Source organism: Rodentibacter rarus, from assembly GCF_001998965.1.
In the GTDB taxonomy this organism is placed as follows: Bacteria; Pseudomonadota; Gammaproteobacteria; order Enterobacterales; family Pasteurellaceae; genus Rodentibacter; species Rodentibacter rarus.
Window position 1 is genome coordinate 1 of record NZ_MLHJ01000065.1, and the last position, 23,340, is coordinate 23,340.

The following is a 23,340-nucleotide window of genomic DNA, read 5'->3' on the forward strand; positions in this document are numbered from 1 at the left end:
GTGTGTCCCTACAAGATAACAAAAAGCAACATTGTGCAAGTGTTGCATAATACCGGGTTTTTTAAGATATTTACGGTTTAATATCCCTCAAAATAGGATTCTGCATTGAAATCAGTGTTTCGGTGGATTGAATCTCATCAATTAACTGAATTTTCGTGGCGAGAACAGAATGTAATTCGGCGATGGTGTGAGTCATCACCTTGATGAAAATGGAGTAATTTCCCGTGGTGTAATAGGCTTCCACCACTTCATCAAAGGTTTCCAGCTTTTTAATCACTTTTTCGTAATCTTTTGCACTTTTTAAAATGATCCCGATAAAACAACAAACGTCATAGCCAAGTTTACGTTCATCAATAATGACTTTCGTGCCTTCAATCACCCCGGATTGGCGCATTTTTTCTACACGAACGTGAATTGTGCCGGGGCTGACACCAAAATTTTTTGCCATTTCGGCATAGGGGGTGCGCGCATCTTTAGTGAGAACACGAAGAATTTGTTGATCAAGATTATCAATATTGTGCATAGCATAGGCTCCTTTAGAATTAATCTAATAAATCATCATTTAATTAAATAATATTTAAAATTATTTTAAATGTAAATAAATCACTTGAAAGAAAGTTGTGATTTATTGAATAATGCTCAAAATTTTACTTATCCTTTTAAAACAGGCGGAAAAGATGAAAAAAACATTTATTTTACAACAACAAGAAATTAGTTTTGTTAAAAACACCTTCACTCAAAATTTAATCGAGCAATTAGGGATTATTGAAGTGCAAGGCCCTATTCTTAGCGAGGTTGGCAACGGAATGCAAGATAACTTATCCGGTATTGAGAAAGCCGTTCAAGTGCATGTGAAGTGTATTCCAAATGCCGTGTATGAAGTGGTTCACTCTTTGGCAAAATGGAAACGCCATACCCTTGCACGTTTTCACTTTAAAGAGGGGGAAGGGCTTTTTGTACATATGAAGGCATTACGTCCCGATGAGGATTCCTTAGATCCAACCCACTCTATTTACGTGGATCAATGGGACTGGGAAAAAGTGATTCCGGAAGGTCGCCGTAACCTCGCTTACTTAAAAGAAACCGTTAATGCTATTTATCGCGCTATTCGTTTGACAGAACTTGCAGTGGAGGCGCGTTTCGATATTCCTTCTGTGTTGCCAAAACAAATTACCTTTGTTCACAGTGAAGATTTAGTGAAACGCTATCCTGATCTTTCCAGTAAAGCGCGGGAAAATGCGATCTGTAAAGAATATGGGGCGGTATTTTTAATTGGTATCGGCGGTAAACTCTCTGATGGTAAACCTCACGATGGACGTGCGCCGGACTACGATGACTGGACAACAGAATCTGAAAACGGCTACAAAGGTTTAAATGGCGATATCCTCGTTTGGAACGAACAGCTCAATAGCGCATTTGAGTTGTCTTCTATGGGGATTCGTGTGGATGACGCAGCACTTCGTTTGCAAGTGGCTTTAAGTGGCAAAGAAGATTGTTTAAAAATGGATTGGCATCAAGAGTTGCTAAGCGGGAAATTACCGCTTTCCATTGGCGGTGGAATTGGTCAGTCACGAATGGCAATGTTCTTATTGCGTAAAAAACATATTGGCGAGGTGCAATCCAGCGTGTGGCCAAAAGAAATGTTAGAAAAATATGAGCATATTCTCTAAGCCTGAGAGGCTCATTGCATAATTAATCATCCGAATAATACGCCCTCATCCTCTTTGGTGCTGAGGGCGAAATTCATTTAGAAAGCATTTTTTCACCACTTTCCTTTCAAAAAATAACCGCACTTTTTGATACTGATCATAAAATCTATCTAAAAAAATTCAAAAGCGACATCAATTTATAAAAATGAGATCTACTTAACATTTTTTTTAATTGCCTTTCTTTAGAATACCCTCAGGTTAAATTTTAGACTTTAATTTAATAAGAGGTGAGTTATGACAGATGTAAACAAAGTAATCAAACAACTTGAAACATTAGGCATTTATGATGTAAAAGACGTTGTCTATAATCCAAGCTATGAGCAATTATTCGAAGAAGAAACCAAACCGGGTTTAGAGGGCTTTGAAAAAGGCACATTAACCACAACCGGTGCGGTGGCGGTGGATACCGGCATTTTTACCGGTCGTTCCCCAAAAGATAAATACATTGTATTAGATGAAAAAACCAAAGATACCGTTTGGTGGACATCGGATGCGGCAAAAAATGATAATAAACCGATGAATCAGGCAACCTGGCAAAGCCTGAAAGATTTAGTCACCAATCAACTTTCCCGCAAACGCTTGTTTGTAATTGACGGTTTCTGTGGAGCAAGCGAACAAGATCGCATTGCCGTGCGTATTGTGACTGAAGTGGCATGGCAAGCGCACTTTGTAAAAAATATGTTTATCCGCCCAACAGAAGAACAATTGAAAAATTTTGAACCGGATTTTGTGGTGATGAACGGTTCTAAAGTCACCAATCCAAACTGGAAAGAACAGGGATTAAATTCTGAAAACTTTGTGGCATTCAATTTAACAGAGCGAATTCAATTAATCGGCGGGACTTGGTATGGTGGCGAAATGAAAAAAGGGATGTTCTCTATGATGAACTATTTCCTACCGCTCAAAGGTGTCGCTTCCATGCACTGTTCTGCGAACGTGGGCAAGGAAGGTGATGTTGCGGTCTTCTTTGGCTTATCCGGCACAGGTAAAACCACGCTTTCAACGGATCCGAAACGTGAATTAATCGGTGATGATGAGCACGGCTGGGATGATGTCGGTGTCTTCAACTTCGAAGGGGGCTGCTATGCGAAAACTATTCATCTTTCCGAAGAAAACGAACCGGATATTTATCGTGCCATTCGCCGTGATGCCTTGTTAGAAAATGTGGTGGTTCGTGCTGACGGTTCTGTGGATTTTGATGATGGTTCAAAAACCGAAAATACCCGTGTGTCCTACCCAATTTACCACATTGATAATATTGTTAAGCCGATTTCCCGTGCAGGTCATGCCACCAAAGTGATTTTCCTCACTGCCGATGCCTTTGGGGTGTTACCACCGGTTTCTAAATTAACACCGGAACAAACCAAGTATTATTTCTTATCCGGTTTCACGGCAAAATTGGCGGGGACGGAACGGGGTATCACCGAACCAACACCAACGTTCTCTGCTTGTTTTGGTGCGGCATTCTTAACGCTTCACCCAACACAATATGCGGAAGTGTTAGTAAAACGTATGCAAGCGGCAGGGGCAGAGGCGTACTTGGTGAATACCGGCTGGAACGGTACAGGTAAACGCATTTCTATCAAAGATACCCGTGGCATCATTGATGCGATTCTAGACGGTTCAATTGAAAAAGCGGAAATGGGCGAGTTGCCAATCTTCAACTTAGCGATTCCAAACGCATTGCCGGGGGTCGATCCTGCAATCTTAGATCCTCGTGATACTTATGCAGATAAAGCCCAATGGCAAGCGAAAGCGGAAGATTTAGCCGGTCGTTTCGTGAAAAACTTTGAAAAATATGCGACCAATGCAGAAGGAAAAGCGTTAATCGCCGCAGGTCCTAAAGCCTAATGGTAAATCAATGAAAAAAGAACCCGCACTTTCTATGTGTGGGTTCTTTTTTATCAAAATGATAAAAAATTTAGATATTTTCGTACCAGATACGATTAATATAAAGTGTAATCCGCCCTGAAGGGGTTTCCACCATCACTTCATCATCAACACTTTTTCCAATCAAAGCTCGGGCAACCGGAGAGTCAATCGAAATCCAATTTTTTGCCGGATCAAACTCATCGCAACCCACAAGGCGATATTGCTTCACTTCTCCATTTTCATCTTCTAATTCCACCCAAGCGCCAAAAAACACTTTACCTTCTTGTTTGGGGTTGTAATCCACAATTTGTAAAACTTCTAAACGTTTTGTGAGAAAACGCACACGGCGATCAACTTCTCTTAATCGCCGTTTACTATAAATATATTCCGCATTTTCACTGCGATCCCCTAAAGCAGCAGCATCAGAAACCGCTTGGGTCACTTTAGGGCGTTCTTCTTTCCACAAAAATTTCAGTTCTTTGTTCAAGGCGCTCCAGCCTTGGCGTGTGATGTAATTGGATTTTGCCATTTCTTTTGTAAAGGTCGGAAAATTTATTGAATTATATTTGAGCCAAGGTATCAAAACCAGTATTCTATGCCCGATTTTATTTTCAACAAAGACGTATACCGATGTTAAATCAACAAATTAGTCAAATTATCGCAGCAGAACTTAATGTTGCTTCTCATCAAATTCTCGCCGCTATTCAATTACTGGATGACGGTAACACTATTCCATTTATTGCACGTTATCGTAAAGAAGCGACAGGTGGGTTAGATGATACCCAACTTCGCCATTTTGAAAGCCGCTTAGGCTATTTGCGTGAACTTGAAGATCGCCGCCAAAGTATTTTGAAATCCATTGAGGAACAAGGCAAACTCACCGATGAATTGCGTGCGCAAATTGAAGCGACACAAAGTAAAACCGAACTGGAAGATCTCTATTTGCCTTACAAACCGAAACGCCGTACCAAAGGACAAATTGCCATTGAAGCGGGGCTTGAGCCACTTGCCGAGTTACTTTGGAACGAACCAAAAAATGATCCGGAAATGACCGCACTTTCTTTCGTGGATGCAGAAAAAGGTGTTGCGGATACCAAAACGGCATTAGATGGCGCCCGCTATATTTTAATGGAGCGCTTTGCTGAAGATGCCCAATTATTGGCAAAAGTGCGTCAATATTTACAGCAAAATGCACAAATTGAAGCGAAAGTCGCAGAAGGGAAAGAACAAGAGGGGGCAAAATTCCAAGATTATTTCGATCATCAGGAATTATTGAAAAATGTGCCGTCACACCGTGCTTTAGCCATGTTCAGAGGACGTAATGAAGGCATTTTACAGCTGACCTTAAATGCCGATCCCGATGCGGAAGAAGGGGCTCGTCACAGTTATTGTGAAGACATTATTCAAGAACATTTGGGCGTCCGTTTAAGCGGTCAGCCGGCAGATAAATGGCGTGAGCAAGTGATTGCTTGGACGTGGAAAATTAAAGTTTCCCTCCATTTAGAAACGGAATTAATGAGTGCACTGCGTGAAAAAGCGGAAGAAGAAGCCATTGATGTTTTTGCCCGAAATTTGACCGCACTTTTAATGGCGGCACCTGCCGGGTCAAAAAATACCATGGGACTTGACCCGGGCTTACGCACCGGGGTGAAAGTGGCAGTGGTGGATAACACCGGAAAATTATTGGATACGGCGACCATTTATCCTCATACAGGCCGTGAGAGCGAAGCACAAATGACTTTATTTAGCTTAATTCGCCAACATAATGTCGAGTTGATAGCCATTGGTAATGGTACCGCCTCTCGTGAAACAGAACGTTTTGCGAAAGAAGTGATTAAAGAAATCAAAGAAAATAAACCACAAACGGTGGTGGTAAGTGAAGCGGGCGCTTCAGTCTATTCTGCCTCTGAATTTGCTGCTAATGAGTTTCCAAATTTAGATGTTTCCTTGCGTGGTGCGGTTTCTATTGCCCGCCGATTACAAGACCCATTGGCGGAACTGGTGAAAATTGAGCCTAAAGCCATTGGTGTGGGGCAATATCAGCATGATGTGAATCAGACCCAATTAGCCCGTAAATTAGATGCGGTGGTGGAAGATTGTGTGAATGCCGTTGGGGTCGATTTAAACACCGCTTCCGCTCCGTTACTCGCCCGTGTGGCAGGGATGACAAAAACCTTAGCACAAAATATTGTGGCTTATCGTGATGAAAACGGTCGTTTTGACAGCCGTGAACAATTGAAAAATGTGCCCCGTTTGGGGCCAAAAGCCTTTGAACAATGCGCCGGTTTTATGCGTATTGCCGGAGGTAAAAATCCGCTCGATGCGTCAGGTGTTCACCCTGAGGCTTATGAATTAGTGGAAAAAATCTTGCAGGCGACCCAACAGTCGATTCAAGAATTAATGGGAAGCAGTACAGTGCGTCAGCTTAATGCCGCACAGTTTACTGATGAACGTTTTGGTTTACCGACCGTACAAGATATTTTCAAAGAATTGGAAAAGCCGGGGCGTGACCCTCGTGGTGAATTTAAAACTGCCACCTTTATTGAAGGGGTTGAAGAGATTACCGATTTAAAAGCCGGGATGATTTTAGAAGGCACGATCACAAATGTCACCAACTTCGGTGCCTTTGTGGATATTGGGGTTCACCAAGATGGGTTGGTGCATATTTCATCACTTAGTGATAAATTTGTTGAAGATCCGCATCAAGTGGTGAAAACCGGGGATATCGTTAAAGTTAAAGTCTTAGAGGTGGATATTCCCCGTAAACGTATTGCTTTGACGATGCGGTTAGAAGAAAGTGCGGTGAAAAACAGCGATAAATCTGACCGCACTTTATCGGCGAGACCACGATCTCACCATACACGACAAGATCGCACTTCACGTTCCCAAAATAATAGTGCTATGGGCAATGCCTTTGCCGATGCCTTAAAAAATTGGAAAAAATAAACCCATCGCTCTTCCGTGGATTTTCTCACGGAAGAGCGATGTTTATTTATGCGTCATCCTGAAACCATCGCCTATGTTGGGGAATACTTTTGCTACAAGCTGTATCCATCGCCCTATCAACCAACATCAATTCATTGTTAGCTCACAACCGTCATAGGTTAATGAGTTTTTGCAATAACCTATCCATTGCCCGATAGCCTAGGGCTTCTGCCAAATGGGCTTGGGAGATATGTTTTTCCCCATTTAAATCGGCAATAGTGCGTGAAACTTTTAAAATACGGTGGTAGGCACGCACAGAAAGCCCCAATTTATTCAATGCCTTTTCAAGAAATAACGCCTCTTTTTCCTCTAATTTACAATCACGTTCAATTTCTTTACCGGTTAAATAAGCATTGATTTTTCCGGCACGGGCTAATTGAATTTCCCTTACTTTTAACACCTTTTCCCGCACTTGTGCACTGGTTTCCCCTCGATCCCCTGAATGTTGTAAACTCCCTTGTGGCAGAAGCGGCACTTCAATGGATAAATCAAATCGATCCAAAAACGGCCCGGATAGACGATTGAGATAACGCATAATTTGCTGTGGCGAGGTGCGATTATGGGTGCCGGTATAATGCCCTGTCGGACTGGGGTTCATTGCCGCCACCAATTGGAAACGGGCGGGAAATTGAATTTTGGCGTTGGCTCGAGAGATAACGATTTCGCCACTTTCTAGCGGTTGACGTAAGGCATCTAATACTTTTCGCTCAAACTCCGGTAATTCATCTAAAAAAAGCACCCCATTATGCGCCAAAGAAATTTCGCCCGGTTTGGGGATTGTCCCCCCGCCTACAAGTGCGGGTAACGAGGCGCTGTGATGTGGAGATCGAAAAGGGCGTTGCTTCCAATTGTAGAGATTGAGTTCATTTTGCACAAGGCTTGTTACCGAGGCGGTTTCAATGGCTTCTTGATCGCTCATTTCCGGTAACAGGGCGGTTAAACGGCTTGCCAACATAGTTTTCCCCGTCCCGGGTGGACCTAGGAAAAGTAAATTGTGTTGCCCTGCGGCAGCAATGGTGAGAGCTCGTTTGGCGTGTTGTTGTCCGATAATATCCGTTAAGTCTAAGTGGTTTCCAGGGGAAAAATTGACCGCACTTTCTGGGGTTAATTCAGTGGTGCTGGGTAATTTTTCCTGATTATTGAGAAATTGCACTACATCAAGTAGCGTTTGCGCAAAGTAAGTATTCTGTCCAGACACTAGCGAGGCTTCGTTGGCATTTTGCTTGGCAATGATAAGTTCTCGTTTGACTTTTTGTGCCGCAATAATAGCGGGAATCACGCCATGGACACCTCTCAAATGTCCGGTTAATGCGAGCTCACCCACAAATTCAAAGCCTTTTAACCTTGAGGCATCTAATTGATCGGAAGCTGCTAAAATGCCAATGGCAATAGGGAGATCAAATCGCCCCCCTTCTTTGGGTAAATCTGCCGGTGCAAGGTTTACGGTGATGCGTTTTGCCGGATATTTAAATTGTGCGTTCATTAATGCACTACGCACGCGATCTTGTGCTTCTTTCACCGTTTTTTCAGGTAAGCCCACAAGGGTAAATCCTGGTTTTCCATTACTCAAATGGACTTCAATAGTAACGAGTGGTGCTTGAACGCCCATAGAGGCTCGGCTATAAACAATAGCAAGGGACATAGGCTCCTAAAAGTGCGGATAAAATTTAAAACGTTTTCGTACTATAAAAAAAGCCTATGATGAAATCATTCATCATAGGCTTTTTTTGCGATCTTCATCGTAAAATTCACATTTTATTCCGTAAAAACCGGTGAAAACCAACTGTCTAATTTTGTAGCCAATTTATCAATACCGATTTTATTTTGTGCTGAAAAGACTTCCACTTGAATATCGCCTTGGAAAGGAAGAATCGCCTCCCGCACCATTTTTACTTGTTTGCTCCGTGCGCTTTGGCTCAATTTATCTGCTTTGGTGAGTAAGAGTAAAATGGGTAAATCTGCGGAAACTGCCCATTCAATCATTTGTTGATCGAGATCTTTTAGAGGGTGACGAATGTCCATCAATACAACAAGCCCCGCTAAACATTCACGTTTTTGTAAATATTCCCCTAAGGATTTTTGCCATTGGATTTTCATTTGTTCCGGTACAGCGGCATAACCATAGCCCGGTAGATCCACAAGTTTACAATTTGGTTCAACCTCAAATAAATTGATAAGCTGGGTACGTCCCGGGGTTTTAGAGGTACGAGCTAGGTTTTTTTGGTTTGTTAGGGCGTTAAGTGCGGTGGATTTTCCCGCATTTGAACGACCGGCAAAGGCGATTTCAATACCGGTATCTTCCGGAATTGAGCGGATATTCGGGGAGCTCGTGAGAAAATGGGTTTTATGATAGTTCAACTTTATTTCAGACATAATTTTTCCTCTGATATAGTGGTGCTAAGCATATCATAGATCGCAAATCTGCTGAAATTGTGTAGAATAGTTCCGCCTAAGAATCAATTTATTTAACAACAAAAATGACAACAAACCAACAATACACTTGGATTAAAGCGGATATTATTTACCCTGACCGTCCAGGGCGTTCTAATTATTTAAAACGTTTACGCTATAATTTGCGCAGTTTTTTACATCGATGTTGGATTAGAAAATTTGAGCATTTTGTAAATCAACATCCTTTCCTTATTGATTTATTAAATGAACGTATAAATTATAGCTACCCTTTAGCTTGCCGTTTTTTGGATAAACGTTTAACAGCATCGGAACGTTTTGAAGCCATTTGCGAGAACTTATTATTTTTACCGAAAAAATTGACCGCACTTCCAACACCATTGTGGGAAAAACCATTGAATTTGGGAGAAATTATCCCTGATTTTGAAATAACATTAAGTATGACGACGCATCAGCCTATGGAAGGTTATTGGGTATTGGAGTTGTGGCATAAATCTCAAAATGAACTGGTTTATTTGCTTACTTTTGCCAAACTTAGGGACGCATTGCTTATTGCCGTTGTACAGGGACCGAATTTTGCCGATTCAAAAGAAAGGGTAAAACAGCTTACGAAAGCTTGCCATGGCTTGCCTCCTGCTTATTTAATGATTGAAGTAATGAAGGATCTCACAAAGACGCTTGGGTTCGATAAACTACTCGGCATTCCACAAAAGTATCAAAATAAATCTCGTTTTATTCAGTCTAAATCCTACGTGGTTGATTATGACACGATTTTTGCCGAATCAAATGGCTTGCTAAAGGATTACTGGGAACTACCTTTAGAGGATGACAGAAACCTTGACGAGGTACCAAGTAAAAAGCGTTCTATGTATCGAAAACGATATGCTATGTTGGATGAGTTTTCAAAATCTATGTCTGAGAAGCTAGGGATTAATGTATAGAAATGGAAATGCGGTCAAAATTGACCGCACTTTATGTTATTCAGCATCTTCCTTCGCCCATTCAAGTGAGCGTTTTACTGCTTTTTTCCAACCTTTATAACGGCGTTCACGTTTTTCGTTATCGTTATCCGGGGTGAAGGTGCGTTCTACGCGGGCTTTATCTCGTAGCTCGTCTAAATCTTTCCAGAAACCGGTGGCGAGACCGGCAAGATATGCAGCACCTAATGCGGTGACTTCTTTCACTACAGGGCGTTCTACATTCACATCCAAGATATCCGCTTGGAATTGCATCAAGAAGTTATTGTTTGTTGCCCCACCATCTACACGAAGATACTGTAGGCGTTCGCCTGAATCGGATTGCATCGCTTCTAATACATCACGAGTTTGATAGGCGATAGATTCAAGGGTGGCTCGCACAATGTGGTTACGATTAGCGCCTCGGGAAAGCCCGAAAATTGCACCTCGTGCATAAGGATCCCAATAAGGTGCACCTAAGCCGGTGAATGCCGGAACCACATAAACGCCATTGCTATCCGGTACTTTTTGCGCAAAATATTCGGAATCGAAACTGTCGTGAACAATTTTGAGTTCATCACGCAACCACTGGATAGAAGCCCCCGCAATAAAGACTGAACCCTCCAACGCATATTCCGGTTCGCCTTTGGCATTACAAGCGATAGTGGTAAGCAACCCATTTTTTGAGGTAATGGCTTTATCACCGGTGTGGAGCAACATAAAACAACCTGTACCATAGGTGTTTTTTGCTTGCCCTGCGTGTACACATAAATGCCCATAAAGTGCGGCCTGTTGGTCACCGGCAATCCCTGCTACCGGAATACGTACACCACCTTTACCGCCAATGTTGGTTTGACCGTAAATTTCAGAAGAATTACGCACTTCAGGCAACATTGATCGAGGAATATTCAAGATTTCAAGCATCTTGTCATCCCACTGTTTGGTGTGAATATTAAATAACATTGTGCGTGAGGCATTAGTGTAATCGGTGACGTGAACACGACCTTGAGTCAGTTTCCACACAAGCCACGTGTCTACCGTACCAAATAAGAGTTCGCCACGCTCTGCTTTTTCCCGTGCCCCTTCCACGTTGTCCAAAATCCATTTCACTTTTGTACCGGAAAAATACGGGTCCACCACTAACCCCGTGGTGTGGCGAATATACTCCTCATAGCCATCAGCTTTTAACTTATCGGTAATATCAGCTGTGCGGCGGCATTGCCAAACAATGGCGTTATAAACCGGGGCGCCCGTTGCTTTTTCCCACACAATGGTGGTTTCACGTTGGTTGGTGATACCAATAGCAGCGATTTCATCGGAGGTAATCCCGGCTTTGGCGACCACTTCATTGAGCGTAGAGCTTTGTGTCGCCCAAATTTCCATTGGGTTATGTTCTACCCAACCTGCCTGAGGATAAATTTGCGTAAATTCGCGTTGAGCAATTTCGACAATGTTCGCATTATGATCTAATAATACCGCTCGAGAACTGGTTGTGCCTTGATCTAAAGCGATAATGTATTTTTTGTCGGTCATGGTAAACTCCTTGGAGTACATTATTAGTAATAAACGAATATTTTGAGCTTAAACGAACAAATTGCGCCAATAACCTAATCGAATTCTCATCAAATTTAAAGTGTGACTTTGTGATTTCGTGATAATGCTCACAAAAAAATTTTCTTTTTCGATAAATTATGTGATCTGGTTCTCATTTCTAAAATTTAGTTGAAATACCTACTTGAAGTGTAAGGTTTTTAGCCGATAATGAACGCACTCAACATTGAGTTTCTCACCTTTGATCGAACAACGAACACAATTGCCTATCGGCACTTCTTTTTAGAACTGCCTTCTTCAATCATTGTATGGAGATTCTCTTATGAATGTTTATTTCGCAGAGTTTTTCGGCACCGCTTTAATGATTCTTTTAGGGAACGGTGTGGTTGCCAATGTTTGTCTTGATAAAACGAAAGGACAAAGTTCCGGTTGGATTGTGATTACGACTGCATGGGCGTTTGCCGTGTATGTAGCGGTTGTCGTTGTCGGGCCTTACAGTGGTGCGCATTTAAATCCAGCCGTCACTTTAGGTCTTGCCGCAAAAGGAGCATTCGATTGGGGGTTCGTACCGGGTTATGTCATCGCCCAAATTTTAGGGGGAATGGTGGGCGCATTGTTGGTTTATGTGATGTACCGTAGTCATTTCCTCGCCACTGAAAATGAAGGCGCAAAACGTGCTTGTTTCTGTACAGAGCCGGCGATTCGTCATTATCCAAGCAACCTTGTCAGCGAAATTATCGGCACCTTTGTCTTGATTTTTGTGATTTTCTATATCGTTGGGGCGGATATTACCTTACCTGGCACAACGGAAGCGACGCCTATTGGTTTAGGCTCTATCGGTGCATTACCGGTTGCGATTCTCGTTTGGGCGATTGGTTTGAGTTTAGGGGGAACAACCGGCTACGCCATAAATCCGGCACGGGATTTCGGACCGCGTTTAACCTTAGGACTTTTCCTCAGTCGCCAATTAAACACCAAACCGGATTGGGCATATTGTTGGGTACCGATTGCAGGACCGATCATCGGCTCGTTATTGGCGGCGGCTGTTTATGCAGTGGTAATGTAGCCAAATAGAAAAACAGGTTGGAAAACAACCGCACTTTTCAAGCATAAAAAAAGAAACCAATCTTTCATAGATTGGGTTCTTTCTTTAGTACACAAAGAATTATTTTTTGCCTTTCAAAAATTCAACCCCGGTATCAGGGAAATCAGTAAACACACCTGTTGCTCCCGCTTTATTGAGTAATGCATCATACATTTGATTCACATCGGTAAAAAATTCCGGTAGAGCATCTTTACGCACCGTATAAGGATGCAATTCCACATTATACTGTGCTAATTCTTTCACTAATGGAGTGTATTGAATTTTACCCGCTTTTGATTTCTCTTTGTCAATTAACATATACCAACCCGGCCCCACGCCGTCAGCGTATTTCACTACTTCCGCCATTGCACCCGGTTTAAACATCCAATCGTAATCGTAATTCACCCATTTGCCTTGAGCATTTTTTTCTTCGGTTTCATGCCAATCGGTGTATGCCACTAATTGAACTAATTTCAAATCCATCCCCATTTTCGGCAGTAATTCGGTTTTGATGCGTTTTAACTCGTTAAAATCAAAGGTCTGTAAATAGACATTATCAGTTTTTTTGTCATAACCGTATTTTTTCAATACCTTGAGTGTTTCAGCCGCAATATCTTTGCCGTTTTGATGATGGAACCAAGGGGCTTTGATTTCTGGATAAATGCCCACTTTTTTACCGGTGGATTTTTCTAAACCTTGGATAAATTCAATTTCATCCTCAAAAGTATGGATTTTGAAATGGGATTTCCAAAGTGGGAAACGGTTAGGATAAACGGCAACTTGTTTACCGTCTTTGGTTTCAAAGTTTTCCGTCATATTCAAACTTTGAATTTCTTTTAAGGTGAAGTCGATCACATAGTAGCGCCCGTCTTTACGATGACGGTTTGGGAATTTTTTCGCCACATCGGTTAAACCGTCTAAAAAGTGATCATGAATAACAATAAGACGACCATCTTTTGTCATGGCTAAATCTTGTTCTAAATAATCCGCTTGTTGACCAAAGGCAAGGGCTTTGGACTCCAGCGTATGTTCCGGTAAATAACCACTTGCACCACGGTGGGCAATAATGATTTTCTCTGATTTCATACTATTTGCCATTGTTGAAGATTGACTACTACAACCGGCTAATATACCGGCAGCCAATAAAGAAAGGGCTAAGGTTTTAAGTTTCATAAATATTTCTCCTTAAAAGAGCGGTTAGTTTTTGGAACGGTTTTTTGTGAATAATATTCAGTCAATATAATTCATCTATATTAAAGATTTATTAAATAAAAAAGGCGACTTAAGCATTTGCCCGTCGCCTTGTTTACGCTAATTATTTGGTACCGTAGGTATCACCTAATTTTGCTTTGTGTTTACTTTCTTCAACCATCACAATGAAAAGGAGTAATACCGCTAAGATACCGCCGGCAATCATCACGTAGAAACCGCCATCCCAGCCGTAGTATTCTGCTGCCCAACCAACCACAGCAGAAGCTGATACCGTACCGCCTAAATAACCGAATAAACCGGTGAAACCTGCTGCCGTACCAGCGGCTTTTTTCGGTGCAAGCTCAAGGGCGTGTAAGCCGATTAACATCACTGGACCATAAATTAAGAAACCGATAGTCGTCATTAAAATAAAGTCGGTTAATTGATATGGGTTTTCATACCAAGCACCGTAGCTTGCGATCTCTGCTTCTGGTGTTGCCGGGTTTTTCCATAAAGCGACAACGGCGATCGTGGTTAAAATCATAAAGATGAAACCGGTTAATCCACGTTTACCTTTGAATACATGGTCAGAAACCCAACCACATAATAATGTACCCGGAATGGCAGCTAATTCATAAATGGTGTATGCCCAAGCCGTTCCCTTAATGTTGAAGTGTTTTACTTCACCTAAGTAAACCGGTGACCATTTCAACACACCGTAGCGAATTAAATAAACGAAGACGTTAGCAATAGCGATGTACCATAACAATTTGTTTTTCAACACATAAGTCATAAAGATTTCTTTCGTGGAAAGCTCATGCTCGTAGGTTTTTTCGTTATAGTCATCAGGGTAGTCATTACGCCATTTTTCAACAGGCGGTAAGCCACAAGATTGTGGGGTATCTTTCATCACAAGATAAATTGGAATAGCGATGATCATCGCTGCAATACCCGGATAGTAAAGGGCTTGTTGCCATACATCTTTTGCGGTGGCTTCTACACCGTGTGTGCTGAAATAAAGCGCACCGGCGAGAAGCACCATGGCACCGGGTACCATACCACCAAGGTTGTGGGCGGTATTCCAAATAGAAACAATGGTTCCACGTTCGGATTTAGACCACCAGTGAACCATTGTCCGTCCGCATGGAGGCCAACCCATACCTTGGAACCAACCGTTTAAGAAGATCATAATCCACATAACAACGATGCCGGATGTTGCCCACGGGAATAACCCCATCATGGTCATACATAAACCGGATAGTAATAAACCGAATGGTAAGAAGACTTTCGGATTAGAACGGTCCGAAAGCATTGCCATAAAGAATTTTGACAAACCGTAAGCTAAACCGGCAGCTGTACCAACAAGACCCAACTCAGCCTTGTTATACATACCGGCTTCAATTAACCCTTTTTGAGCCAAGTCAAAGTTTGCACGCACAAAATAATAAGCGGCGTAGCCAAAGAAGATCCCTGCGAAGACCTGCCAACGTAAACGCTTATAGGTAGAATCAATTTTTTCCGCCGGAAGTTCCGCAATGTGCGGTGCGGGTTTAAATGGTCCAAACATAATTTTTCTCCAACATATTGAATTATGATTTGTCCTTTCCTATTAAAAAGAAAGGAGAGTGCGCATCATAATGAAAAATAAAAAATAAGAAAGTTTGAGAATTGAAAAATGTGAGCCTGTTCACAAAAAAGTTATATTGATATGAGTGAATGCGAAAATATTGTGATCTATTTCACAGATTTATTTTCTTTTTCGCTCAAAATGTTGTTAATTTAGGCGTTATTCTCTACAATTTGCCAAAGGTTTTTTTAGAGGTTTTGTTTTTTATTATTTTTGTGGGCTTTGGGGGTAAACATGGGATTATCGCCTAATTTATATCGAAATGTTGGAGATTTTTCTTCTTTATCAACAGATGTGATTATCATCGGTGGGGGGGCAACCGGCGCGGGGATTGCCCGTGACTGTGCATTGCGGGGGATTTCCTGCATTTTATTAGAACGCCGTGATATTGCCACCGGTGCAACGGGGCGTAATCACGGGCTTTTGCATAGTGGCGCGCGTTATGCAGTAAATGATCAGGAATCGGCGGAAGAATGTATTAAAGAAAACCGTATTTTGCGCCAAATTGCTCGTCACTGTGTGGACGAAACCGAAGGTCTATTTATTACCCTACCTGAAGATTCCCTCGACTATCAAAAAACCTTCATTGAAAGCTGTACAAAATCCGGTATTGAAGCCGTGGCGATTGATCCTCAACTTGCCAAAATAATGGAACCTTCCGTTAATCCAAATTTAGTAGGCGCTGTGGTAGTGCCTGACGGTTCTATTGATCCTTTCCGTTTAACCGCCTCCAATATGATGGATGCGGCAGAAAACGGTGCTAAAGTTTTCACTTATTGTGAAGTGAAAAATCTCATTCGGGAAGGGGGAAAAGTCATTGGTGTTGAGGTTTATGATCATAAAAACAAAGTGAAACGCCAATTTTTTGCACCGGTAGTGGTGAATGCCAGTGGGATTTGGGGACAAGGGATTGCGGAATATGCGGATCTCAAAATAAAAATGTTCCCCGCAAAAGGCGCATTGTTGGTAATGGGACACCGTATCAATAAAATGGTGATTAACCGCTGTCGTAAACCGGCAGATGCGGATATTCTTGTGCCGGGTGATACCATTTGTGTGATTGGTACTACCTCCAGCCGTATTCCTTACGATCAAATTGACAATATGGAAATTACCCCTGAAGAGGTGGATATTCTTTTCCGTGAAGGGGAAAAATTAGCGCCAAGTTTACGTCATACCCGTGTGCTTCGTGCTTATGCAGGGGTTAGACCATTAGTGGCAACGGATGATGATCCGTCCGGTCGGAATGTGAGCCGTGGTATTGTCTTATTGGATCATGCCGAGCGTGATGGCTTAGACGGATTTATCACAATAACCGGCGGTAAATTGATGACTTATCGCTTAATGGCGGAGTGGGCTACGGATTTGGTGTGCAGAAAACTGAATAAAAATGCGTCTTGTGTGACCGCAGAGCGTCCTTTGCCGGGTTCGACAGAAAGCCGCCAAGAAACCAATCAAAAAGTCATTTCATTACCAAGCACCATTCGTTATTCCGCCGTGTATCGCCACGGTGCAAGGGCAAGCCGATTGCTTCAAACAGATCGTTTAGATCGTTCCATGGTGTGTGAATGTGAAGCGGTGACAGCTGGTGAAGTGCGTTATGCCGTTGATGAACTTGATGTGAATAATCTGGTGGATTTACGCCGCCGCACCCGAGTGGGTATGGGAACTTGCCAAGCAGAACTTTGCGCCTGTCGTGCTGCCGGGTTGATGAACCGTTTTGAGGTTGCCACGCCTCGCCAATCCACCACGCAACTGAATGCTTTTATGGAAGAACGTTGGCGTGGAATTCAGCCTATCGCTTGGGGCGAGGCAATTCGTGAGGCGGAATTTACCGCTTGGATGTATGGCAGTGTATTGGGGTTGAATGATGTGAAACCCCTTGAAGAACAAGCACAACAGGGGACGGATAGTAATGAATTTTGATGTAGCCATTATTGGTGGCGGTTTGGCAGGATTAACCTGCGGTATCGCCCTTCAACAACAGGGTAAACATTGTGTGATCATCAACAACGGACAAGCCGCTATGGATTTTGCTTCCGGTTCGTTTGATTTATTAAGCCGTTTGCCTGACGGCAGTGCGGTGGAAAATTTACCCGAAAATTTGACCGCACTTTGCAACGCATTACCGGCACATCCTTATAGCCTATTAGGTGCAGAACAGGTGATAAGCAAAGCGCAAGCCTTTGAAGACTTGGCGCAATCGCTCAATCTTCATTTAGTCGGTTCGAGTGAAAAAAACCACTGGCGGGTTGCGGGGCTAGGGAGTTTGCGTGGCACATGGCTTTCCCCGAATAGTGTGCCTACGGTAGAAGGGAACGAACCTTTCCCACACAAACGCATTGCAGTGTTAGGGATTGAAGGTTATCACGATTTCCAACCGCAATTATTAGCGGCAAATTTAGTGCTTAATGCACAATTCACTCATTGCGAGGTCACCAGCGGTTTCTTGAATATTCCACAGTTAGACGAACTTCGCCAAAATGCCCGAGAGTTCCGTAGTGTCAATATCGCCCAGCTTTTAGAGCATAAATTAGCTTTTGATGAGTTGGTGAAAGAAATTGTGGATTCAGCGCAAGGTGCGGAAGCCGTATTTTTGCCGGCGTGTTTTGGGCTAGAAAATCAAGAATTTATGACCGCACTTCGCCAAGCCACAAAACTTGCTTTATTTGAATTACCGACTTTGCCGCCATCATTACTGGGAATGCGCCAACGTATTCAATTACGCCGCCGATTTGAATCTCTCGGGGGCTTAATGATGAATGGTGATAGTGCGGTGAAAGCCCATTTTGACGGTGATCGTGTGCGTTGTATTATGACGCGTTTGCATAATGACGAAGAAATTGTTGCGGATAATTTTGTACTTGCATCGGGCAGTTTTTTCAGCAAAGGCTTAATGTCTGAATTCAATCGAATTTTCGAACCGGTGTTTTATGCCGATATTACAGGGGTAGCCGGTTTTGATGAGAAAGATCGTTTCACTTGGACGGATAACCGTTTCTCTAATCCGCAACCTTATCAATCGGCCGGGGTGGTGATTAACGCCCATTGCCAAGTGCAAAAGAGCGGTCAATTTTTAAAGAATTTATATGCAGTGGGGAATGTCATCGGGGGTTTTAATGCGTTAGAACTTGGCTGTGGTTCCGGGGTAGCCGTGGTAACGGCATTGACTGTTGCCGATGAAATTTTGGCGAAATAGGGGGCGATAATGGATACCAATATTCAACGATTAATTGACAGCGCAAAACAATCGCTTAATTCGACCTCAAGCCATCAATATATTGATGAAAGTTTTGAAAGCTGTATTAAATGTACCGCCTGTACCGCTGTTTGTCCGGTTTCCCGTAATAACCCGCTTTATCCCGGTCCGAAGCAATCCGGCCCCGATGGAGAGCGTTTACGTTTAAAATCGGCCGAACTTTATGACGAAGCCCTTAAATACTGCACCAACTGTAAACGTTGTGAAGTGGCTTGTCCGTCTGATGTCAAAATTGGTGATCTCATTGTTCGGGCGCGTAATAATCATTTGGCTCAACAGAAAAAACCGCTGATGAACAAATTGCGTGATGTCATTTTGAGTAACACCGATGTGATGGGAAAACTCAACACGCCTCTTGCCCCTATTGTGAACCGTATTACAGGATTGAGCGCAACAAAATTTGTGCTTGAGAAAACCCTCAATATCAGCAAAAAACGCACCTTACCGAAATATGCCTTTGGCACGTTTCGTAGCTGGTATATGAAAAATGCCTTGGAAGCGCAGAAAAAGTTTGAACATAAAGTGGCCTATTTTCATGGCTGTTATGTGAACTATAACAATCCCCAACTGGGCAAAGAATTTTTGAAAGTATTCAATGCCATGGGGATTGGCGTGATGTTGTTGGAAAAAGAAAAATGCTGCGGCTTACCTTTAACGGTAAATGGTTTTCCTGAGCGTGCACGCAATATTGCTCAATTCAATACCAATTTTATCGGCAAAATGGTGGATGAAAATGGTTTAGACGTGATTAGCGAGGCTTCAAGTTGTGCGTTAAATTTACGGGATGAATATCATCATATTTTGGGCATCGACAATGCTAAAGTCCGCCCACATATCCATATGGTGACCCCTTTCTTATATCGGCTTTTTAAAGAGGGGAAACGCTTACCGTTGAAGCCGCTGAAATTGCGGGTGGCGTACCACACGGCGTGTCATGTCGAAAAAGCAGGTTGGGCACCTTACACATTGGAGGTGTTGAAACAAATTCCGGGATTGGAAATCATTATGTTGCCATCACAATGTTGTGGTATTGCCGGTACTTATGGTTTTAAAGCGGAAAACTATGACACCGCACAAGCCATTGGGAAAAGCTTATTTGAGCATATCAACGAAGGCGGATTTGATTATGTGATTTCTGAATGTCAAACCTGTAAATGGCAAATTGATATGTCTTCCAATGTCACCTGTATTCACCCATTGAGTTTACTTTGTATGTCGATGGAAGCGTAGAGAATGAAAAAGTGCGGTGAATTTTGATCGTACTTTTTTATCATCATCGCTTGTTTTAGCTCAAATATTGCCCTCTTTTGTAAATTTGTTTTAGGGAACGTAACGTCAATAGGAAGTAATTTTCTTTGCTCATTTTTTATTCTTGGGGAGAAAAGAAAATCTGTTGGATGTAAAAATTTTATTGGCGCTAAAATCAGACTTCTAATAGCGAGAGTGGGGGACTTCAATTTTCAGTCGGGCTTGGAATTGATTTGATTTCGCCCCTCTATTCACACGCTGTTTCGGGGCATTCTTTGCGCTTGCGTAGCTATCACAGTGTTAATATTTGATTATCCTTAATTATCACTTGGTTATGCGTGACAGGTAGATTATGCGGGGATTTTACCTCTCCTATTTCCCTTTCTTTACCCAATACTTAAACGGCGTTGTTTCCACCTCACTTTGTAGTAACCGGTGTTCCATAAATTGACAAAAACTTGGAATATCGCGCGTAGTGGCGGGATCATCGGCAAGGATCAACAATACATCCCCCTCGTTTAAATGGCGAATGGTTTTACGCACTAACATGACAGGTTCCGGGCAACGCAAACCCAAGGTATCGAGCGTTTGGGTGATCGTAATTTCAGACATGGATTTCACTTTCTAAAAAAAATAATACATATGATACCACTTGTGGGGAAATTTCGACAAATCCCTATCATCAGTGATAGACTAACGCCCATTGAAATTAGCTGAATAAATACCATGGCGGAATATCCCATCCCTAAAAGTGCGGTCATTTTTGAAGAAGAAATTAAAAAAAGCCGCTTTATCACTTATTTGCAACATACAGAAGGTTTATCGGAAGCGAGAGCCTTTTGGGAGAAGATTAAGTTGACGCATCCTCAAGCTCGACACCATTGCTGGGCGACTGTGGCGGGGAATCCTGAGGATTCTCTCCAATTTGGTTTTTCTGACGATGGCGAACCGGCCGGTACAGCAGGAAAGCCGATGCTAAATGCACTACAAGGAAGTGGTGTAGGAGAGATTAGTGCTGTGATCGTACGTTACTTTGGCGGTGTATTGTTAGGCACCGGGGGGCTCGTACGTGCTTACAATAGCGGCGTTCAACAAGCGTTAAAACTTTTGGAGACCGAGATTAAAATAGAGCGTATCGCTTTTCGTTTGGATTGTGATTATGGGCAATGGGGCTGGGTGCAATTGCTTTGTGAAAAATATCAAATAGCGATTTTGTCACAAGATTTTCAGGTGCAGATTCACTTAATGTTAGGGATTAGCGAAAAAATGATTGAACCTTTTTCCCTAGAACTCACTGAAAAATCAGCAGGAAAATTGATGCTTCAACCTTTAGAAGAAGGCGAATAATTGTGCACATTTTATCTATAATCCGAATTATCGGGATTCTTGTGATGTGTTTTTCCGGCACGATGTTAATTCCGGCATTTGTGGCGTTGATTTATGGTGACGGTGGCGGAAAAGCATTTATGCAGGCTTTCGTTTTGAGCTTAGTTGTTGGCGCATTACTCTGGTGGCCATGCCATCATCATAAACAAGAATTGCGTTCACGTGATGGGTTTTTGATTGTGGTCGCCTTTTGGTTTGTATTGGGTTGCTTGGCAACATTACCACTTTTATTATTTGATGCGCCTCATTTGACTTTGGCATCTGCGGTGTTTGAAGCATTCTCCGGTTTAACCACGACCGGCGCAACGGTAATGACGGGATTGGATAATCTACCTAAAGCGATTTTATTTTATCGCCAATTTTTACAATGGTTGGGGGGGATGGGGATCATTGTCTTAGCAATCGCAATTATTCCGCTATTAGGGATTGGCGGTATGCAGCTTTATCGTGCGGAAATGTCCGGTCCGATGAAAGAGCAACGAATTCGACCGAGGATTGCGGAAACCGCCAAAATGCTGTGGATAATCTATCTTTTACTGACAATTTCTTGTGCGTTAGCTTATTGGCTGGCAGGAATGACACCTTTTGATGCGTTGACGCACAGTTTTTCCACGGTATCCATTGGCGGTTTTTCAACGCATGATGCCAGTATGGGGTATTTCAATAGCCCGTTGATTAACGCCATTACCGTCTTGTTTTTATTGATTTCCGCCTGTAATTTTGGCTTGCATTTTCGTGCATTTTCAACAATTGGACGTGAGAATTTTATCAAGATTTATTTGCGCGATCCTGAATTTCGGTTTTTTATCAGCACCCAGATCATTTTAGTGGTGCTTTGTACTTTCGTGATGTGGAACCACAATTATTTTTCATCGTCTTGGCAAGATTTTGAACAAGTTCTCTTTCAAGCCGTTTCAATTTCTACCACGACAGGCTATACCACATCAGATTTTACCGTATGGCCTTCTTTTGTACCGGTATTGTTGATCCTTGCCTCCTTTATGGGCGGTTGTGCAGGCTCAGTAGGGGGCGGTTTACGTGTGGCACGGGTATTAGTGCTTTATTTACAAGGAAAACGGGAGCTAAAACGTGTTGTTCATCCCAATTTAGTCTATCCCATAAAATGGGGGAAAACTGTATTAGATGAGCGGGTTATAGGAAGTATTTGGGCATTTTTTTCCGCCTACCTTTTAGTGTTTTTAGTTTGCTTACTGGGGGTCATCGCCAGTGGTGTCACACCTTTCGATGCATTTAATGCAGTGCTTGCCTGTTTGAACAATCTCGGACCGGCATTGGGCTCTGTCAGTAGCAATATGACGGCAATTCCCGACAATGCAAAATGGATTTTAACCATTGCGATGGTATGTGGACGTCTGGAAATCTTTACTCTATTAGCTCTATTCACTCCTGCATTTTGGAAAGCTTAATGAAAACGTTAATTCTTTATTCAAGCCATGATGGGCAAACCAAAAAAATCTCTGAATTTTTAACCGCACTTTTAGAAGGTGAGGTGATAGTTGATGAACTACGAGAAGATTATGATATTGCGCCCTTTGAGCAAGTAATTATTGGTGCCTCTATACGCTATGGCCATTTTAATAAAACACTTGATCGTTTTATTGTGCGTAACCTTGTTTATTTAGAACAAAAAAGATCGGGATTTTTTGGCGTGAATTTAACCGCACGTAAAGAAGGAAAAGATAATCCGGAAACGAACGTGTATGTCCGCAAATTTTTGCAACGTACAAAATGGCAGCCCGAGTTAGCCGCTGTGTTTGCGGGCGCATTATTATATCCACGTTATAAATGGTTTGATCGGGTAATGATCCAATTTATTATGAAAATCACCGGTGGTGAAACTGACACCAGTAAAGAAGTCGAATATACAGACTGGGAAAAAGTTAAGGTGTTTGCACAACAAATTAATGCGTTGGATAAATAATCAAAAGATAGTCAAATTTCACCCAATCCGCTGTGCTTTTAATCAAAAGATCATTTTTTTAAATTTTTTTGAAAAAAAACACTTGCGCAGGATTAAAAAATCCCTATAATGCACCGCACAC

The 23,340-nt window shown here is 42.3% G+C and carries 19 protein-coding genes; 11 read left to right on the plus strand and 8 right to left on the minus strand.

Annotated elements, in window-relative coordinates:
• Positions 1–70: 70 nt before the first annotated feature.
• Positions 71–523 carry a transcriptional regulator AsnC gene (gene asnC, locus BKK50_RS07400; protein ID WP_077416789.1) on the minus strand — a complete coding sequence of 151 codons (453 nt, stop codon included), beginning with the start codon at positions 521–523 and terminating at the stop codon, positions 71–73.
• 154 nt (positions 524–677) lie between these two features.
• Between asnC and asnA the strand changes: the two genes are divergently transcribed.
• Positions 678–1,670: an aspartate--ammonia ligase gene (gene asnA / locus BKK50_RS07405; protein ID WP_077416826.1), complete on the plus strand. Its 993-nt coding sequence runs from the start codon at positions 678–680 to the stop codon at positions 1,668–1,670.
• A gap of 273 nt (positions 1,671–1,943) precedes the next feature.
• Positions 1,944–3,560: a phosphoenolpyruvate carboxykinase (ATP) gene (gene pckA / locus BKK50_RS07410; RefSeq protein ID WP_077416791.1), complete on the plus strand. Its 1,617-nt coding sequence runs from the start codon at positions 1,944–1,946 to the stop codon at positions 3,558–3,560.
• Positions 3,561–3,630: 70 nt separating this feature from the next.
• Here the strand turns inward: pckA and greB are convergent, their stop codons facing one another.
• Positions 3,631–4,110 (minus strand): transcription elongation factor GreB, encoded by a 480-nt coding sequence (gene greB / locus BKK50_RS07415; RefSeq protein WP_077416793.1) that lies wholly within the window; start codon positions 4,108–4,110, stop codon positions 3,631–3,633.
• A gap of 101 nt (positions 4,111–4,211) precedes the next feature.
• Between greB and BKK50_RS07420 the strand changes: the two genes are divergently transcribed.
• Positions 4,212–6,527, plus strand: coding sequence for a Tex family protein (locus tag BKK50_RS07420; RefSeq protein ID WP_077416795.1), 2,316 nt, complete (start codon positions 4,212–4,214; stop codon positions 6,525–6,527).
• Positions 6,528–6,678: 151 nt separating this feature from the next.
• Here the strand turns inward: BKK50_RS07420 and BKK50_RS07425 are convergent, their stop codons facing one another.
• Together BKK50_RS07425 and yihA are read right to left on the minus strand one after the other, a co-directional pair.
• Positions 6,679–8,208 carry a YifB family Mg chelatase-like AAA ATPase gene (locus BKK50_RS07425; protein WP_077416797.1) on the minus strand — a complete coding sequence of 510 codons (1,530 nt, stop codon included), beginning with the start codon at positions 8,206–8,208 and terminating at the stop codon, positions 6,679–6,681.
• A 113-nt stretch (positions 8,209–8,321) separates the two neighbouring features.
• The gene (gene yihA, locus BKK50_RS07430) at positions 8,322–8,939 is read right to left on the minus strand and encodes a ribosome biogenesis GTP-binding protein YihA/YsxC (protein ID WP_077416799.1); all 618 of its coding nucleotides are present in this window, start codon (positions 8,937–8,939) and stop codon (positions 8,322–8,324) included.
• 104 nt (positions 8,940–9,043) lie between these two features.
• Between yihA and BKK50_RS07435 the strand changes: the two genes are divergently transcribed.
• Positions 9,044–9,916 (plus strand): VirK/YbjX family protein, encoded by an 873-nt coding sequence (locus tag BKK50_RS07435; protein WP_077416801.1) that lies wholly within the window; start codon positions 9,044–9,046, stop codon positions 9,914–9,916.
• A 36-nt stretch (positions 9,917–9,952) separates the two neighbouring features.
• On the opposite strand, the gene glpK is transcribed toward BKK50_RS07435, so the two are convergent.
• Entirely contained in the window at positions 9,953–11,464 is a 1,512-nt protein-coding gene (gene glpK / locus BKK50_RS07440; RefSeq protein ID WP_077416803.1) for a glycerol kinase GlpK, read from the minus strand.
• A 340-nt stretch (positions 11,465–11,804) separates the two neighbouring features.
• Between glpK and BKK50_RS07445 the strand changes: the two genes are divergently transcribed.
• Positions 11,805–12,548, plus strand: coding sequence for an MIP/aquaporin family protein (locus BKK50_RS07445; RefSeq protein ID WP_077416805.1), 744 nt, complete (start codon positions 11,805–11,807; stop codon positions 12,546–12,548).
• A gap of 99 nt (positions 12,549–12,647) precedes the next feature.
• On the opposite strand, the gene glpQ is transcribed toward BKK50_RS07445, so the two are convergent.
• Both glpQ and glpT read right to left on the minus strand, forming a co-directional pair.
• Positions 12,648–13,739 (minus strand): glycerophosphodiester phosphodiesterase, encoded by a 1,092-nt coding sequence (gene glpQ / locus BKK50_RS07450; protein ID WP_077416807.1) that lies wholly within the window; start codon positions 13,737–13,739, stop codon positions 12,648–12,650.
• A gap of 142 nt (positions 13,740–13,881) precedes the next feature.
• Positions 13,882–15,324 (minus strand): glycerol-3-phosphate transporter, encoded by a 1,443-nt coding sequence (gene glpT / locus BKK50_RS07455; RefSeq protein WP_077416809.1) that lies wholly within the window; start codon positions 15,322–15,324, stop codon positions 13,882–13,884.
• 294 nt (positions 15,325–15,618) lie between these two features.
• Here glpT and glpA point away from each other — a divergent pair, with 294 nt between their 5' ends.
• From glpA to glpC, 3 genes are read left to right on the plus strand one after another with little or no spacing between them, the layout of a single operon-like run.
• Entirely contained in the window at positions 15,619–17,310 is a 1,692-nt protein-coding gene (gene glpA, locus BKK50_RS07460; RefSeq protein WP_077416811.1) for an anaerobic glycerol-3-phosphate dehydrogenase subunit A, read from the plus strand.
• Positions 17,300–18,583: a glycerol-3-phosphate dehydrogenase subunit GlpB gene (gene glpB / locus BKK50_RS07465; RefSeq protein ID WP_077416813.1), complete on the plus strand. Its 1,284-nt coding sequence runs from the start codon at positions 17,300–17,302 to the stop codon at positions 18,581–18,583. The genes glpA and glpB overlap by 11 nt, the downstream gene beginning before the upstream one ends.
• A gap of 9 nt (positions 18,584–18,592) precedes the next feature.
• Entirely contained in the window at positions 18,593–19,873 is a 1,281-nt protein-coding gene (glpC, locus tag BKK50_RS07470) for an anaerobic glycerol-3-phosphate dehydrogenase subunit GlpC (protein ID WP_077416815.1), read from the plus strand.
• Between the two features lie 390 nt (positions 19,874–20,263).
• On the opposite strand, the gene tusA is transcribed toward glpC, so the two are convergent.
• Complete coding sequence (gene tusA, locus BKK50_RS07475) at positions 20,264–20,503, minus strand: sulfurtransferase TusA (protein ID WP_077416818.1); 240 nt, start codon at positions 20,501–20,503, stop codon at positions 20,264–20,266.
• A 114-nt stretch (positions 20,504–20,617) separates the two neighbouring features.
• On the opposite strand from tusA, the gene BKK50_RS07480 reads away from it, so the two are divergent.
• Genes BKK50_RS07480 through hemG form a run of 3 tightly spaced genes read left to right on the plus strand, consistent with a single transcriptional unit; the run spans position 20,618 to position 23,219 of the window.
• A complete protein-coding gene (locus BKK50_RS07480) occupies positions 20,618–21,238 on the plus strand; it encodes a YigZ family protein (RefSeq protein ID WP_077416820.1) in 621 nt (206 codons plus the stop codon).
• 2 nt (positions 21,239–21,240) lie between these two features.
• Entirely contained in the window at positions 21,241–22,704 is a 1,464-nt protein-coding gene (locus BKK50_RS07485) for a TrkH family potassium uptake protein (RefSeq protein WP_077416822.1), read from the plus strand.
• Complete coding sequence (gene hemG, locus BKK50_RS07490) at positions 22,704–23,219, plus strand: menaquinone-dependent protoporphyrinogen IX dehydrogenase (RefSeq protein WP_077416824.1); 516 nt, start codon at positions 22,704–22,706, stop codon at positions 23,217–23,219. Before BKK50_RS07485 ends, hemG begins: the two co-directional genes overlap by 1 nt.
• Positions 23,220–23,340 lie beyond the last annotated feature (121 nt).

Bases quoted from the DNA above. Each gene is read 5' to 3' on its own strand.
- BKK50_RS07425 (WP_077416797.1), bottom strand. From the start codon at position 8,208: ATGTCCCTTGCTATTGTTTATAGCCGAGCCTCTATGGGCGTTCAAGCA.
- greB (WP_077416793.1), bottom strand. From the start codon at position 4,110: ATGGCAAAATCCAATTACATCACACGCCAAGGCTGGAGCGCCTTGAAC.
- BKK50_RS07445 (WP_077416805.1), top strand. From the start codon at position 11,805: ATGAATGTTTATTTCGCAGAGTTTTTCGGCACCGCTTTAATGATTCTT.
- pckA (WP_077416791.1), top strand. From the start codon at position 1,944: ATGACAGATGTAAACAAAGTAATCAAACAACTTGAAACATTAGGCATT.
- glpC (WP_077416815.1), top strand. From the start codon at position 18,593: ATGGATACCAATATTCAACGATTAATTGACAGCGCAAAACAATCGCTT.
- hemG (WP_077416824.1), top strand. From the start codon at position 22,704: ATGAAAACGTTAATTCTTTATTCAAGCCATGATGGGCAAACCAAAAAA.
- glpQ (WP_077416807.1), bottom strand. From the start codon at position 13,739: ATGAAACTTAAAACCTTAGCCCTTTCTTTATTGGCTGCCGGTATATTA.
- tusA (WP_077416818.1), bottom strand. From the start codon at position 20,503: ATGTCTGAAATTACGATCACCCAAACGCTCGATACCTTGGGTTTGCGT.
- BKK50_RS07435 (WP_077416801.1), top strand. From the start codon at position 9,044: ATGACAACAAACCAACAATACACTTGGATTAAAGCGGATATTATTTAC.
- glpK (WP_077416803.1), bottom strand. From the start codon at position 11,464: ATGACCGACAAAAAATACATTATCGCTTTAGATCAAGGCACAACCAGT.
- glpB (WP_077416813.1), top strand. From the start codon at position 17,300: ATGAATTTTGATGTAGCCATTATTGGTGGCGGTTTGGCAGGATTAACC.
- yihA (WP_077416799.1), bottom strand. From the start codon at position 8,939: ATGTCTGAAATAAAGTTGAACTATCATAAAACCCATTTTCTCACGAGC.
- glpT (WP_077416809.1), bottom strand. From the start codon at position 15,324: ATGTTTGGACCATTTAAACCCGCACCGCACATTGCGGAACTTCCGGCG.
- glpA (WP_077416811.1), top strand. From the start codon at position 15,619: ATGGGATTATCGCCTAATTTATATCGAAATGTTGGAGATTTTTCTTCT.
- asnC (WP_077416789.1), bottom strand. From the start codon at position 523: ATGCACAATATTGATAATCTTGATCAACAAATTCTTCGTGTTCTCACT.
- BKK50_RS07480 (WP_077416820.1), top strand. From the start codon at position 20,618: ATGGCGGAATATCCCATCCCTAAAAGTGCGGTCATTTTTGAAGAAGAA.
- BKK50_RS07420 (WP_077416795.1), top strand. From the start codon at position 4,212: ATGTTAAATCAACAAATTAGTCAAATTATCGCAGCAGAACTTAATGTT.
- asnA (WP_077416826.1), top strand. From the start codon at position 678: ATGAAAAAAACATTTATTTTACAACAACAAGAAATTAGTTTTGTTAAA.